We start from the raw sequence: 14170 nt of genomic DNA on the forward strand, positions 1-14170 counted from the left end.
GGCGTCAGCACGGCCCTAGCCTCCGGCGTCGCCGCGGCCGCAACCTTCGACGCCGCCGCGTGTTCGGCCTCCGGTATCGCCGGTGCCAACATCGTCAGGCCGCCGCGTCGCCGCAGGGCGCCAGCTCGGTGCCGAAGCCCCGCTGGAAATACTCGGCGACGATCGGGCGCTCACCCGGCTCGCACTTGTTCAGGAAGCTGAGCCGGAACGCCAGCGCCGGATCGCGGAAGATCTGGCAGTTCTCGGCCCAGGCGATCACCGTGCGCGGCGACATCAGCGTCGACACGTCGCCCGCGGCAAACCCCTCGCGCGTCAGCTGAGCGACGGCGACCATCGCGCCGACCAGCTCGCGTCCCGCCGCGTCGGCCAGCTCCGGCACGCGCGCCAGCACGATGTCGATCTCCGCCTCGCGCGGCAGATAGTCGAGCGTCGCCACTACGTTCCAGCGGTCGATCTGCGCGTGGTTCAGCAGATGGGTGCCGTGATACATGCCGGTCAGGTTGCCGAGCCCGACCGTATTGGCGGTCGCGAACAGCCGGAAGAACGGATGCGGCTGGATCACGCGGTTCTGGTCCAGCAGCGTGAAGCGGCCATCGCGCTCGAGCACGCGCTGGATCACGAACATCACGTCCGGACGGCCCGCGTCGTATTCGTCGAACACCAGCGCGATCGGCCGCTGCAGCGCCCACGGCACGATGCCCTCCTGGAATTCGGTGACCTGCTGGCCATCGCGCAGCACCACGGTGTCGCGCCCGACCAGGTCCATGCGGCCGATATGCCCATCCAGATTGACGCGCAGGCACGGCCAGTTCAGCCGCGCCGCCACCTGTTCGATATGGGTCGACTTGCCGGTGCCGTGCAGCCCGTGCACCAGCACGCGGCGATTGCGCACGAAGCCGGACAGGATCGCCAGCGTGACCTCCGGTTCGAAGCGGTAGCCCGGATCGATTTCCGGCACGTGGTCGTCGCGCACGCCGAAGGCCGGCACCCGCATCGCGCTGTCGATGCCGAACACATCACGCACCGACACCATGCGGTCCGGTTCCACGCTGGCAAGGTCGATCGCCACTTCGGTTCTCCTGGATGAGGCTGGAGGGATTTCCCTGATGTGGGATTCCCCTGATGTCCCGCGGCGGCGCAGGCGCGCGCCATGGCCCCGCGGTTCCATGGAGCCATCATAGCTCAGTCTCATTTTTAGACACAACACATTCCGAATAATGGATTTTCCTATTGACGATGCCTGCGGTCCGTCCTACATTTCAGCGAAACAACATTTTTCGGTACATCACGTACCGTTTTACGATCACAACGATCCCAACCTACCGGAGACCGCAAGCATGTCCGACCACACCCCCACCGCCGGCCCGCAGGCCATGACGCCTTCCGAGGCCTTCGTCGAAACCCTCGCCGCCAACGGCGTCACCGATATGTTCGGCATCATGGGCTCGGCCTTCATGGATGCGATGGACATCTTCGCGCCGGCCGGCATCCGCCTGATCCCGGTGGTGCATGAGCAGGGCGCGGGCCACATGGCCGACGGCTATGCCCGCGTGTCGGGCCGCCACGGCGTCGTGATCGGCCAGAACGGTCCGGGCATCAGCAACTGCGTGACCGCGATTGCCGCGGCCTACTGGGCGCACAGCCCGGTGGTGATCGTCACGCCGGAGGCCGGCACCATGGGCATCGGCCTGGGCGGCTTCCAGGAAGCCAACCAGCTGCCGATGTTCCAGGAGTTCACCAAGTACCAGGGCCACGTCACCAACCCGGCGCGCATGGCCGAATTCACCGGCCGCTGCTTCGATCGCGCGATGGCCGAGATGGGCCCGACCCAGCTGAACATCCCGCGCGACTACTTCTACGGGCAGATCAAGGCCGAGATCCCGCAGCCGCGCCGGCTGGACCGTGGCCCCGGCGGGGAGCAGAGCCTGAACGAAGCGGCCGAGCTGCTGGCGCAGGCCAAGTTCCCGGTGATCATCTCCGGCGGCGGCGTGGTGATGGCCGACGGCGTCGAGGAATGCAAGGCGCTGGCCGAGCGGCTGGGCGCGCCGGTGGTCAACAGCTATCTGCACAACGATTCCTTCCCCGCCAGCCACCCGCTGTGGTGCGGCCCGCTCGGCTACCAGGGCTCGAAGGCGGCGATGAAGCTGATCTCGCGCGCCGACGTGGTGGTGGCGCTCGGTTCGCGCCTCGGACCGTTCGGCACGCTGCCGCAGCACGGCATGGACTACTGGCCGAAGACGGCCAAGATCATCCAGATCGACGCCGACCACAAGATGCTGGGCCTGGTGAAGAAGATCTCGGTCGGCATCTGCGGCGACGCCAAGGCGGCCGCCGTCGCGCTGACCGAACGCCTGGCCAATCGCACGCTGGCCTGCGACGCGACCCGCGCCGCGCGCGCCGACCAGATCGCCACCGAAAAGGCGGCCTGGGAGAAGGAACTGGACGAGTGGACGCACGAGCGCGACCCGTTCAGCCTGGACATGATCGAGGAGCAGAAGAACGAGCGCACGCCGAACGGCGGCTACTACCTGCATCCGCGCCAGGTGCTGCGCGAACTCGAGAAGGCCATGCCGGCCGACGTGATGGTGTCGACCGACATCGGCAACATCAACTCGGTGGCCAACAGCTATCTGCGCTTCGAAAAGCCGCGCAGCTTCTTCGCGGCAATGAGCTGGGGCAACTGCGGCTACGCCTTCCCCACCATCATCGGCGCCAAGGTCGCGGCACCGCACCGTCCGGCGATCTCGTACGCGGGTGACGGCGCCTGGGGCATGAGCCTGATGGAAACCATGACCTGCGTGCGCCACAACATCCCGGTCACCGCGGTAGTCTTCCACAACCGCCAGTGGGGCGCGGAGAAGAAGAACCAGGTGGACTTCTACAACCGCCGCTTCGTCGCCGGCGAGCTGGACAATCCGAGCTTCGCCGAGATCGCCCGCGCGATGGGCGCCGAAGGCATCGTGGTCGACCGGCTCGAGGACGTCGGCCCCGCGCTGAAGAAGGCCATCGACCTGCAGATGAACCACGGCAAGACCACCATCGTGGAAATCATGTGCACCCGCGAACTGGGCGATCCGTTCCGCCGCGATGCCTTGTCCAAGCCGGTCCGCCTGCTCGACAAGTACAAGGATTACGTATAACGGAAGCAAACGAGGCGCGCGGTGCGGCCCCGGCCGCGCCGCGCGATCACGGCCTTCGGGGCCGCCGCAGCAATGCGGCCCCGGACAGACAAAACAAAGACAGCGACGCCGTGACGACACCATCATGAGAAGCACTGGAGACAAAAATTGCTGGATAACCCCGAGGGCTCGCGCGGCCTCAAGCACAGCCTGAAACAGCGCCACATGACGATGATCGCGCTCGGCGGCGTGATCGGTGCCGGACTGTTCGTCGGCAGCGGCGTCGTCATCAAGTCGGCCGGCCCGGCGGCCGTCCTGTCCTTCCTGCTGACCGGCATGCTGGTGGTGCTGGTGATGCGGATGCTCGGCGAGATGGCCTGCGCGCTGCCCACCGTCGGCTCCTTCTACGAATACGCGCGCGAAGCGTGGCACGGCAAACCCGAGGCCGGCGCGCTCGCCAGCTTCCTGACCGGCTGGATGTACTGGTACTTCTGGGTCATCGTGGTCGCGCTCGAGGCCGTGGCCGGTGCCGACCTGATCCGCTACTGGCTGCCCGACGTGCCCTCCTGGGCCATCAGCCTGGTGCTGCTGGTGATGCTGACGCTGACCAACCTGTTCTCCGTCAAGTCCTTCGGCGAGTTCGAGTTCTGGTTCGCCTCGATCAAGGTGGCCGCGATCGTCGTGTTCCTGTTCCTGGCCGGCCTGTTCGTGCTCGGCATGTGGCCCGATACCGCGCCCAGCGTCGCCAACCTGACGGCGCACGGCGGCTTCGCGCCGAACGGCATCATGCCGGTGCTGACCGGCGCCGTCGCGGCGACGGGCTTCTACTTCGGCGCGGAAATCGTGACCATCGCCGCGGCCGAGACCGCGGAGCCGCAGAAGGCGGTCGCCAAGGCCACCCACTCGGTGATCACGCGCGTGCTGGTGTTCTATGTCGGCTCGGTGCTGCTGGTGGTGTGCCTGGTGCCGTGGAACTCGCCCGGCATCGCCACGCCGTATGTCAGCGCGCTCGACGCCATGGGCATCCGCGGCGCGGCGCAGGTGATGAACGCGGTGGTGCTGACCGCGGTGCTGTCGGCGCTGAACTCGGGCCTGTACGCCTCGTCGCGGATGATCTTCGCGCTGACGCGCCGCGGCGATGCCCCGGCCGGACTGGCCAAGTTGAACCGCAACGGCGTGCCGGTCCGTGCGATCCTGTTCTCGACGCTGTTCGGCTATGCCGCGGTCGTGATGTCCTACGTCTCGCCCGACACGGTGTTCGCCTTTCTGGTCAATTCGTACGGCACGGTGGCGATCTTCGTCTACATCCTGATCGCGGTATCGCAGCTGCGGCTGCGCGCGCGGCTCGAACGCGAGGCGCCGCACAAGCTGCGCGTGCGCATGTGGATGTATCCGTATCTGACCTATGTGGCGATCCTGGGCATGACGGGCATCGTGGTGGCGATGGCCTTCATTCCGGACCAGCGCAAGCCGCTGCTGCTCGGCGTGGTCAGCCTCGGCATCCTGCTGCTGGTCTATCTGGTCCGTCGGCAGTACCGCCGCGGCGCGGAGCGGCGCGAGAGCGAGATCGACCCGCACCAGCAGCATCTGGGCGACATGCCCCGCGCCCACGCGGTACGGCGCTGATCCCGTCGTCCCCGCGTCCGCCGGGGACGACAAGCCCACCGGGCCGGCAGCCGCTGGCCCAATCGATTCCATCCAACTGGCCCTACAGCGCGTCCCGGCGCTTCCCTATGCTGGGAACGTGCAAAGGACCGGGTCCGCTGCCGCGCGGACCGCAACAACATCGAGGAGATTCAAGTGGAGTACGCAAGCAAGCAGGCCGGCACCGAAGCGACCGCGGCCGACAGCAACCTGTCCGGACAGCAGGCCGGTGGCGCCAGCGGCGGCGTCACCGCCGCCACGCTGCAGGCCTTCAGCGATGCCTGGAACCGCCACGACATCGACGCGCTGATGTCCTTCATGACCGACGACTGCGTGTTCCACGCGGTGGCGGGCGGCGAACTGTTCGGCCGCACCTTCAGCGGCCGCGAGGCGGTGCGCGAGGGCTTCCAGCTGGCCTGGCAGACCTTCCCGGACGCTGCCTGGCTCGACGGCGAGCATTTCGTCTGCGGCGACCGCGGCGTCAGCGAATCGACCTTCCGCGGCACCAAGGCCGACGGCTCGCGCATCGAGGCGCGCATGGTCGACGTGTTCACCTTCCGCGACGGCAAGATCGCGGTCAAGAACGCCTATCGCAAGGACCGTCCCGCGCTGGCGGCCGGTTCGCGCGGCTGATCGAACGCGTCGCAACAGGAGCGCAGCGATGGAAGCCATTGCCGATATCACCGCCATCGGGCGGGAGAACGGGACGCCCGGCCAGTCGGGCGGGCAGTCTGGTGGACACACCGGGTCCACGGGCCCTTCCCGGCCCTACGATCCCGCCTACGACCCGCTGGTCGCGCCGACGCCCGGCCAGGGCCGCGACTACGCCCCGACCTACTGGATCGGCACCGCCGGCGAGCCCCCGCCCGACGACGGTCCGATCACGCACGACGTCGACGTCGATGTCGCGATCATCGGCTCGGGCTTCACCGGGCTGACCTGCGCAATCTTCCTGGCGCAGGAACACGGCATCAAGGCGACCGTGCTCGAGGCCAACCGCGTCAGCTGGGGCTGCAGCACGCGCAACGGCGGGCAGGCGCAATGCGCCTCGGGCCGGCTCAAGCGCTCGCAATGGATCCAGCGCTACGGCCTGGACGCCGCGCTGCGGCTGCACGAGGAAGTGTGCGCCGGCATGGAGACCTTCAAGACGCTGATCCGCGATATCGACTGCGATCCGCAGCCGGGCGGCCATCTGTACATCGCGCATCGTCCGGAGGCGATGCCGGCGCTGGAGAAGGAAGCCAGGCTGCTGCGCGAGGTGTTCCACTACGACGCCCGCATTCTCGATGCCGATACCGTCAAGCGCGAATACGTCGACGACAAGGAGGCGGCCGGCGCGATGCACGAGCCTGAAGGCATCGGCATCCATGCCGGCAAGCTGGCCTTCGGCTATCTGCGCCGCGCCCGCGCGCTGGGCGCCACCGTGCATCCGTCGAGCCCGGTGCTCGACTGGACCACGCGCGACGGCGTGCACTACCTGCGTACGCCGGGCGGCATCGTGCGGGCGCGCGCGGTCGGCGTCGCCACCGGCGGCTACACCTCGCAGAGCCTGCATCCCCATCTGAAGAACCGGCTGTTCCCGATCCTGTCGAACTCGATCGTGACGCGGCCGCTGACGCCCGACGAAATCGCGGCCTGCAATTTCCGCACGACGCAGGTGATCACCGACACCCGCATCCTGCGCCACTACTACCGGCTGATGCCGGACGGCCGCCTGCAGATCGGCAGCCGCAGCGCGATCACCGGCACCGACGCGCCGCGGCCCCAATACGAGCAGAAGCTGGTCGACGACATGGTGCGCAAGTTCCCGGCGCTCAAGGGCATTCCGATCGACTACTCGTGGTGGGGCTGGGTCGACGTCAGCCACGACATGATGCCGCGCATCTTCCAGCCCGATCCCGCGCAGACCCTCTATTACGCAATGGGCTACGGCGGCAACGGCGTCATGTACTCGGCCCAGGCGGGCCGCCGCATGGCGGCGATGATCGCGGGCAAGAACCCGGGTCCGGAGCTGCCGATCTTCCGTTCGGCACTGCCCTTCCCCAATGTGCGCGAGTGGGTCGAGTCGCCGGCGTTCGCACCGTTCCGGCGGCTGGGGCAGCGGTTCCTGTACCACTGGTATCACCTGAAGGACGACGTGCTGTAGCGCGGCTTGCGCTCTCTCCCGCCGTACATGCCGCGTGCGGGAGAGGGCGTCGAAGCACCGGCTTTCCCTCATATCCCCTCCCCGCCCCTTGCCCGATAATGCTCCCCGACCCCAACACAAGATGGAGCGCGAACGGCATGGCCACGGCGGGCAAGGGAAACACGTTCTGGAATCGGCTGCTGCAATTGCCCGCCGATTCGGGCCTGAGCCTGCAGGCCCAGCTGCGCCAGCAGATCGTTTCCGCGATCCTGTCGCGGCAATTGCCCGAAGGCAGCGCGCTGCCCTCGAGCCGGGAACTCGCCGCGACGCTGGGCATCGCGCGCAATACCGTGATCCTGGCCTTCCAGCAGCTGGTCGACGAGCACTTCCTCGAGACACGGCCGCGGCGCGGCTACTTCGTCGTCGAACAACTGCCGAGCGTGGCGCGGCCGCCGTCCGTGGGCAACGCCGGCACCGCGGGCACGCCGGCCAGCACGGACGGCGGTAGCGAATCCCCCGGCCCCGACTGGAGCGAACGGCTGCCCGACATCAGCGGGCTGCGCGCGATCGTCAAGCCCAACGACTGGCAGAACTACCCCTACCCCTTCATCTATGGCCAGTTCGACCCGGCGCTGTTTCCGACCGCGGACTGGCGCGAATGCTCGCGCATGGCGCTGGCCGTGCTGGAGATCCGCGGCTGGGCCTCGGACCTGATCGACCGCGACGATCCGCTGCTGATCGAGCAGTTGCAGCGGCACGTGCTGCCGCGCCGCGGGGTCTGGGCGAATCCCGACGAGATCATGGTCACGCTGGGCGCCCAGCATGCGCTCTATCTGCTGGCCGACCTGTTGATGCGCGACGCGGTGGTCGGGCTGGAGGAGCCGGGCTACAGCGATGCGCGCGCGATCTTCGGCATGCGGGCACGCGAGGTCGTGCCGCTGCCGGTCGATGACTACGGCCTGCGTCCCGAGGGCGAGCTGGCGCGCTGCGACTATGCCTTCGTTACGCCGAGCTACCAGTGCCCGACCACGGTGACGATGCCGCTGGACCGGCGCGAGGCGCTGCTGGCCGAGGCGCACCGGCACGACGTGGTGCTGATCGAGGACGACTACGACACCGAGAATCCCGCGCTGACGCAGCCGATCCCCGCGCTGAAAAGCCTGGACCGCGAGGGCCGCGTGATCTATGTGGGCAGCCTGTCGAAGTCGTTCGTGCCCGGCATCCGGCTCGGCTATATCGTCGCGCCCAGCACGGTGATCCGCCAGGCGCGGGCGCTGCGGCGCTACATGCTGCGGCACCCGCCGGCCAACAACCAGCGTGCCACCGCCCTGTTCATCTCGCTGGGCCACCACGACGCGCTGCTGCGGCGCGTGGCGCCGATCTTCCAGCGCCGCGCGGCCGTGCTGCGCGACATGCTGGCGCGGCATCTGCCGCAATGCCGCGTACAGAATTCGCCGGGGGCGTCGTCCTTCTGGGTCGAAGGGCCGCCGGGACTCGACGCACGCAAGCTCGGCGATGTCGCGCTGCGGCATGGCGTGATCATCGAGCCGGGCGATGTGTTCTTTGCGGCCGACGGGCCATCTCCGCACTTCCGCCTGGGCTACACGGGGATTGCCGAGGAACGGATCGAGGAAGGCGTGCGGCTTCTGGCCCAGCTGATCGAGCACGAGCGGCGGCGCTGAGGCGCGGGGGTTCCTGCGTTTCCCCTCGCCTTGCCTCCGCGGCGGCTCCGCGCCCATCACTTCCCGACCCGTACCTAGGGCAAGTCCCGATGCCACGGCTCCCGGATTGTCCTCGCGGGGACAATCTGCGTCGTCACCGGCGTCTATGCTTTCTTCGGACCGCCCCCAAGCAGCAGCAACCGCAGCAACCGCAGCAGCCGCTCGAGTTTGCGCCAGACCGGTGTCGAGGGGCAGGTCGCGCCCGTCCTGGCCGGACTCCACGACATCGAAGGAGACGACATGGCACCGACTTTGGCATTTCATTGGCATCGTATTGCCCTGACTGCTGTCACAGTGGCCGTGCTGGCCGCGTGCGGGGACAGCGACGACGATCACAAACCCCGGCCTTCGGCCAACGCCGCGCAGGCGTGCGCGGAGCTGGCCGGCAAGACCGTCGCCGGCGCGACCGTCACGGCGGCAGCGACCGTCGCGGCAAGCGGGCCGCAACCGCTCTTCTGCAAGGTCAACGCGACCATCGCGCCGCAACTGAACCTGGAGCTGCGGCTTCCGGATCGGTGGAACGGCAAGCTGTATTACGGTGGCGGCGGCGGTTACAACGGATCGATCCCGGGCATCGACGTGCCGACCAACCTGACCTCGCTGAAACAGGGCTACGCCACCGTCAACAGCGACTCCGGCCATACCGGCAACGGGCTGTCGGCCGACTTTGCCCTCGACGATCCGCACGCCGCCGCGCTCTTCGGCCATCAGTCGGTGCCGACGGTGATGTCCTCCGCGCGCGAGATGCTTCGGACCGCCTATGGCAAGGCACCGGAACGCTCCTACTTCGAGGGCTGCTCCAATGGCGGCCGCGAGGCACTGATGGCGGCGCAGCGCAATCCGGACCTGTTCGACGGCATCATCGCCCGCGCGCCGGCCTACAACTGGGTCGGCTTCATGGGGGCATTCAACCGCAATGCCAAGGCGCTGGCCGCCCCCGGCGGCATGTTCAACAGCGCAAAGACCAATCTGCTGGCGAAGGCGGTGCGCGATGCCTGCGATGCGCAGGATGGCATCACCGACGGCGTGGTATCGAATCCGCTGTCGTGCAGCTTCGATCCGGCGGTACTTCGCTGCTCCGGCGGCACGGACGCGGGTGACGCCTGCCTGTCGGACGCGCAGCTGGCGGTGGTGCAGTCGTGGACCACGCCGGCGGTGTGGGCCAACGGCGCCTATTCCAATGCGGGCTGGGCGCTGACCGGCAACGAGGACGATCCGGGCGCCTGGGGCCTATGGCTGACGGGCAACGGCAACCTGAACATGGCGCTGCAGTTCCTGTTCCAGGACACGACGGTCAAGAACTATCTGGCACGCGACCGCTCGCAGAACTCGCTGACCTATACCTGGGACAGCAATGTCGCCGCGCTGGCCAACCTGGCGAATCTGAACGACGCGACCAACATCGACCTGCGGCCATTGAAGAACAGCGACGCCAAGCTGATCCTCTGGCACGGCACCAACGACTCGGCGCTCAGCTTCAAGGCCACCAACGCCTATTACCAGGGGATGGTCGGCGCGGTCGGCGGTCAGGCATCGGCCGACGAGTTCGTGCGCTACTACCTCGCGCCTGGCGTCAATCATTGCGCCGGCGGACCGGGCGCCGACCAGACCGACCTGCTGACGGCGCTCGATACGTGGGTGACCAAGGGCACTGCACCGGGCACGCTGACGGCCACGAAGGAGACCAACGGCGCCACCGCGTTCTCGCGTCCGCTGTGCCGCTATCCGCAATATCCGCGCTATACGGGACCGGCAAACGACGCGGCGGCCGCGGCGCAGGCGTCGAACTACACCTGCACCGCGCCGTAAGTTCCGAGGCAACGCGGGCGCTACTGCACCGTAGCGCCCGCCTGGGTCCCGCCCGTCATCCCGCCCAACGCTGCCGCGGGATTCCAGGTAAAGAACCGCATCCATGCATCGAGCCAGCGCCCCTGCATGTCGGCGCCGATCTCCCAGGCGGTCTGCCCGTATCTGCTCGCCATTGCCAGCGCCGGCGCGGGCGCGGTGATCTGCTGCGCAAGGCGCTCGTCGGGGTCCCACTTCCAGATCCACGAGGTCCACTGGAAGCCGGCCTCCTCCATCAGCGCCCCATAGAAGCTCCAGCCGAGCGCGGCCAGCTTCAGGTAGTCGCGCGCCAGCATGGTGGAAGCATCGGGCACTTCGGTGACCGCGGGAATCGGCCGCTGCGAGGCCAACGACTCGCTGGTCACATCGGTCACATCGGTCACATCCGTGACATCGGTCATCGGATTCGCGCGTGGTGCTTTGCTCTTCATCGTCATGCTCCCTGGAAGTCGCCGGACGGCGGGGGAAAAGAAGCCGAGCGTTACGCAAGATCGTTGCCAGCGGCGGCGTGCCGTTAGCGTCGTGCGGCGGCGTCGCGCACGCGCATGGAGCATTTACACGGCGTGTACGCGTGCCCATGCACGATCTTCCAGTGGTGCAAAGGCAGGCAAAACGACGTGATCGACAGCACGCGGGAATCGCGGCCGCCATCGGTGGCACGGTCGATGCGTGACACAAGCGAAACACGAAACACGACATGCGCCACACGCGCCGCGCCCCGATCCCGCCATGCATCCCCCTCTCTTCAACGGCCCCGAACACCAGCCCGAACGCTACCGGCAGCGCATGGTCGAGCTGCAGATCGCCGCACGCGGCATCCGCGACCCCGCGGTACTGGCGGCCATGCGCGCGGTGCCGCGCGAGCGCTTCGTGCCCGACGCGCTGCGGCAATCGGCCTACGACGATGCGCCGCTGTCGATCGGCTCCGGCCAGACCATCTCCCAGCCCTATATCGTCGCCCGCATGGTCGAAGCCGCGCGGTTGCATCCCGCCTCGCGCGTGCTGGAGATCGGCACCGGCTCGGGCTATGCGGCCGCGGTGATGGCGCGCATCGCGGCCCACGTCGTCACGCTGGAACGCTGGCGGCGGCTGGCCGAACGTGCCAGCGACGTGCTGGGCGCGCTCGGCTTCGATAACGTCGAGGTCCACCTGGCCGACGGCACCGCCGGCTGGGAAGCGGGCGCGCCTTACGACGCCATCGTTTCCGCCGCGGCCAGCCCCGACATCCCGGCCGCGTGGCTGGCGCAGCTTGCGCCGGGCGGCACGCTGGTGATGCCGCACGGCCATCCCGGCCACGCGCAGCGGCTGCTGCGTATCGGCAAGCGTGCGGACGGCACGTTGGAGCGCGAGGACCTCGCCGGCGTGGCCTTCGTGCCGCTGGTCGCGTGCACGGCCGAGGAAGCGGGCAACGAGAATGCCGGCGATTGAGGACCATCGACTCCAGCATCATCGAATCGAGAACCCCGCATCGATCTACGACCATCGATCTACGACCATCGATCGGGGACCATCGACCGAAAACCATCGACGAACTCCCGGAGGACCGACATGACCAGCGCACTGCACGATCCCATCACCGGCCAGGTGCTCGCCGATACCGATATCGTCGAATGCATCGCCGAGGCGGCCGAACGGCTGCCGGCGATCGACGATCCGGCGTTTGCCGCGGCGGTGGACCGGTTTGCCGACTGCCGCGTGGTATTGCTCGGCGAATCGACGCACGGCACCGCGCAGTTCTACGATGCGCGCGCGGCCTTCACGCGACGGCTGATCGAGCGGCACGGCTTTCGCATCGTGGCGGTCGAGGCAGACTGGCCGGATGCTGCCGCGATCGACCGCTATGTCCGCCAGCTGCCCGCGGCCGAACATCAGGAACCGCCGTTCCGGCGCTTCCCGACCTGGATGTGGCGCAACACGTCGGTGGAGGCGCTGGTCGAATGGATGCGGGGCTACAACGCCGATCGCGCGCCGGACCAGCGCGCAGGCTTCTTCGGCCTCGACATCTACAGCCTGGGCAGCTCGATCTCGACTGTGCTGGGCTATCTGAACCGCGTCGATCCCGACGGCGCGCGCGAGGCGCGTGAACGCTACGGCTGCCTGCTGCCGTGGCGCGAGGACCCGTCGCGCTACGGCCGCGCGGTGCTGAGCGGCCGCGCGCGCGATTGCGAGGACGAAGTCATCGCCCAGCTGCAGGCGCTGCTGGAAAGGCAGCTTGACTACGCCCTGCGCGGGCGCGAGCCCTTCTTCGACGCCGCGCAGAACGCGCATCTGGTGGCCTCTGCCGAGCAGTACTACCGGCTGATGTACTACGGCGGGCCCGAAAGCTGGAACCTGCGCGACACCCATATGTTCGACACGCTGACGCGGCTGCTGGACACCTATGCGCCGGGCGCGAAGGCGGTGGTATGGGCGCACAACTCGCATATCGGCGATGCGGATGCGACGGCGATGGGCCGCGACCATGGCGAGATCAATATCGGCCGGCTGTGCCGCGCGCGCTTCGGCAAGGAGGCGGCGCTGATCGGCTTTTCGACGTCGCGCGGCACCGTGGCGGCGGCGTCCGACTGGGACGGGCCGATGCAGGTGATGGACGTCGTGCCCGCGCGCGCCGACAGCTACGAGGCGCTGTTCCAGCGCACCGGCATTGACCGCTGCTTCATCGACCTGCGCGAAGGCGTCCACGAGCAGGCGCGCGCGCTGCTGACGGTGCCGCGCCAGGAACGCTTCATCGGCGTGGTCTACCGGCCCGACACCGAGTTCGCCAGCCACTATGCGTTCGCCTGCCTGCCGCAGCAGTTCGATGCGCTGGCATGGTTCGACCGCAGCGACGCCGTCAAGGCCTTGCCCACCGCGGCGCGTACCGGCATGCCGGATACGTATCCGTTCGGCCTGTAGCCACGACGTGGCTCCACCGGCGTCCGGCGCAGGGCGCGGCTTAGAATGCGGCACGGGCCACGCAATGGACGGCATGGCCCGCCCGATCGACCGCCAGAGAGACCCCGGTGCGCTACGAATTGACGGACCTACGGCTGTTCCAGGCCATCGCCGAATCGCAAAGCCTGTCCGGCGGCGCCGCCGCCATCCATATCACCGCATCGGCGGCCAGCTATCGGCTCAAGAACCTCGAGCTGGCGCTGGGCACGCCGTTGTTCGTGCGCGCGGCACGCGGCATGGAGCTGACCGCAGCCGGCACCGCGCTGCTCGGCCACGTGCGCGAACTGCTGCGCGGCCTGGAGCGGATGCACGGCGAGCTGGGGCGGTTTTCCGCGGGGTTGAAGGGCAATATCCGCCTGATCGCCAACAGCAGTTCGCTGAACGGCTTCATTCTGCCGAGCGTCGGCCGCTTCCTGAATGCCCATCCCGAGGTCAATATCGACCTGGAGGAACGGGCCAGCCGCGAGATCGCGGCCGCCATCGCCGCGGGCGAGGCCGACGTTGGCGTGCTCGCCGGCGAGGTCGAGACGCAGGGCGTGCGCTGGATGCCGTACGCGGTCGACGAGCTGATCCTGGCCGTGCCGGCCGACCATCCGCTGACGCGCGAGGCGCAGGCGCAACCCGGCGGCGTGCGCTTCGGCGCGGCGCTGGAGCACGACTTCGTCTGCCCGGGCCGCGATACCAGCAATGTCGTGTTCCTGCGCGATACCGCGCACCGGCTGGGGCGCTCGCCCAATGTCCGCCTGCATGCGCCGACCTTCGACGCGGTGCTGGCGCTGGTC

11 protein-coding genes are annotated in these 14170 nt (G+C 68.3%); 9 read left to right on the forward strand and 2 right to left on the reverse strand.

Features of this window, described 5'->3' with window-relative positions; genetic code table 11:
* Window positions 1-94 precede the first annotated feature (94 nt).
* Window positions 95-1069 (reverse strand): AAA family ATPase, encoded by a 975-nt coding sequence (locus AC6EI8_RS17570; RefSeq protein ID WP_498382502.1) that lies wholly within the window; start codon window positions 1067-1069, stop codon window positions 95-97.
* Window positions 1070-1337: 268 nt separating this feature from the next.
* Between AC6EI8_RS17570 and xsc the strand changes: the two genes are divergently transcribed.
* The 6 genes from xsc (at window position 1338) to AC6EI8_RS17600 (ending at window position 10418) form a co-directional block, all read left to right on the forward strand.
* Window positions 1338-3140 (forward strand): sulfoacetaldehyde acetyltransferase, encoded by a 1803-nt coding sequence (gene xsc / locus AC6EI8_RS17575; protein WP_187829069.1) that lies wholly within the window; start codon window positions 1338-1340, stop codon window positions 3138-3140.
* 204 nt (window positions 3141-3344) lie between these two features.
* Window positions 3345-4745 carry an amino acid permease gene (locus AC6EI8_RS17580; protein WP_265635364.1) on the forward strand — a complete coding sequence of 467 codons (1401 nt, stop codon included), beginning with the start codon at window positions 3345-3347 and terminating at the stop codon, window positions 4743-4745.
* A 228-nt stretch (window positions 4746-4973) separates the two neighbouring features.
* Window positions 4974-5396 carry a nuclear transport factor 2 family protein gene (locus tag AC6EI8_RS17585; protein ID WP_149316512.1) on the forward strand — a complete coding sequence of 141 codons (423 nt, stop codon included), beginning with the start codon at window positions 4974-4976 and terminating at the stop codon, window positions 5394-5396.
* Window positions 5397-5424: 28 nt separating this feature from the next.
* A complete protein-coding gene (locus AC6EI8_RS17590) occupies window positions 5425-6909 on the forward strand; it encodes an NAD(P)/FAD-dependent oxidoreductase (protein ID WP_223819502.1) in 1485 nt (494 codons plus the stop codon).
* 137 nt (window positions 6910-7046) lie between these two features.
* Window positions 7047-8570, forward strand: coding sequence for a MocR-like pyridoxine biosynthesis transcription factor PdxR (gene pdxR / locus AC6EI8_RS17595; RefSeq protein WP_150082490.1), 1524 nt, complete (start codon window positions 7047-7049; stop codon window positions 8568-8570).
* Window positions 8571-8849: 279 nt separating this feature from the next.
* Window positions 8850-10418 (forward strand): tannase/feruloyl esterase family alpha/beta hydrolase, encoded by a 1569-nt coding sequence (locus tag AC6EI8_RS17600; protein ID WP_498382503.1) that lies wholly within the window; start codon window positions 8850-8852, stop codon window positions 10416-10418.
* Between the two features lie 20 nt (window positions 10419-10438).
* On the opposite strand, the gene AC6EI8_RS17605 is transcribed toward AC6EI8_RS17600, so the two are convergent.
* On the reverse strand, window positions 10439-10885 hold the full coding sequence (locus AC6EI8_RS17605) for a hypothetical protein (RefSeq protein ID WP_498382504.1): 447 nt from the start codon (window positions 10883-10885) through the stop codon (window positions 10439-10441).
* Between the two features lie 298 nt (window positions 10886-11183).
* Here AC6EI8_RS17605 and AC6EI8_RS17610 point away from each other — a divergent pair, with 298 nt between their 5' ends.
* The 3 genes from AC6EI8_RS17610 to AC6EI8_RS17620 all read left to right on the forward strand — a co-directional run.
* Window positions 11184-11882, forward strand: a complete 699-nt coding sequence (locus AC6EI8_RS17610; RefSeq protein WP_498382505.1) for a protein-L-isoaspartate(D-aspartate) O-methyltransferase — start codon at window positions 11184-11186, stop codon at window positions 11880-11882.
* Between the two features lie 120 nt (window positions 11883-12002).
* Window positions 12003-13349 carry an erythromycin esterase family protein gene (locus tag AC6EI8_RS17615; protein WP_498382506.1) on the forward strand — a complete coding sequence of 449 codons (1347 nt, stop codon included), beginning with the start codon at window positions 12003-12005 and terminating at the stop codon, window positions 13347-13349.
* Window positions 13350-13456: 107 nt separating this feature from the next.
* A partial coding sequence (locus tag AC6EI8_RS17620; protein ID WP_498382507.1) for a LysR family transcriptional regulator occupies window positions 13457-14170 on the forward strand: 714 nt, incomplete at its 3' end.

The sequence above is a fragment of the Cupriavidus sp. R6-3 genome (assembly GCF_059772245.1).

What these genes read in the sequence shown, in the direction of transcription:
- AC6EI8_RS17610 (WP_498382505.1), top strand. Translation starts at nt 11,184, where the DNA reads ATGCATCCCCCTCTCTTCAACGGCCCCGAACACCAGCCCGAACGCTAC.
- AC6EI8_RS17590 (WP_223819502.1), top strand. Translation starts at nt 5,425, where the DNA reads ATGGAAGCCATTGCCGATATCACCGCCATCGGGCGGGAGAACGGGACG.
- AC6EI8_RS17605 (WP_498382504.1), bottom strand. Translation starts at nt 10,885, where the DNA reads ATGAAGAGCAAAGCACCACGCGCGAATCCGATGACCGATGTCACGGAT.
- xsc (WP_187829069.1), top strand. Translation starts at nt 1,338, where the DNA reads ATGTCCGACCACACCCCCACCGCCGGCCCGCAGGCCATGACGCCTTCC.
- AC6EI8_RS17600 (WP_498382503.1), top strand. Translation starts at nt 8,850, where the DNA reads ATGGCACCGACTTTGGCATTTCATTGGCATCGTATTGCCCTGACTGCT.
- AC6EI8_RS17580 (WP_265635364.1), top strand. Translation starts at nt 3,345, where the DNA reads ATGACGATGATCGCGCTCGGCGGCGTGATCGGTGCCGGACTGTTCGTC.
- pdxR (WP_150082490.1), top strand. Translation starts at nt 7,047, where the DNA reads ATGGCCACGGCGGGCAAGGGAAACACGTTCTGGAATCGGCTGCTGCAA.
- AC6EI8_RS17615 (WP_498382506.1), top strand. Translation starts at nt 12,003, where the DNA reads ATGACCAGCGCACTGCACGATCCCATCACCGGCCAGGTGCTCGCCGAT.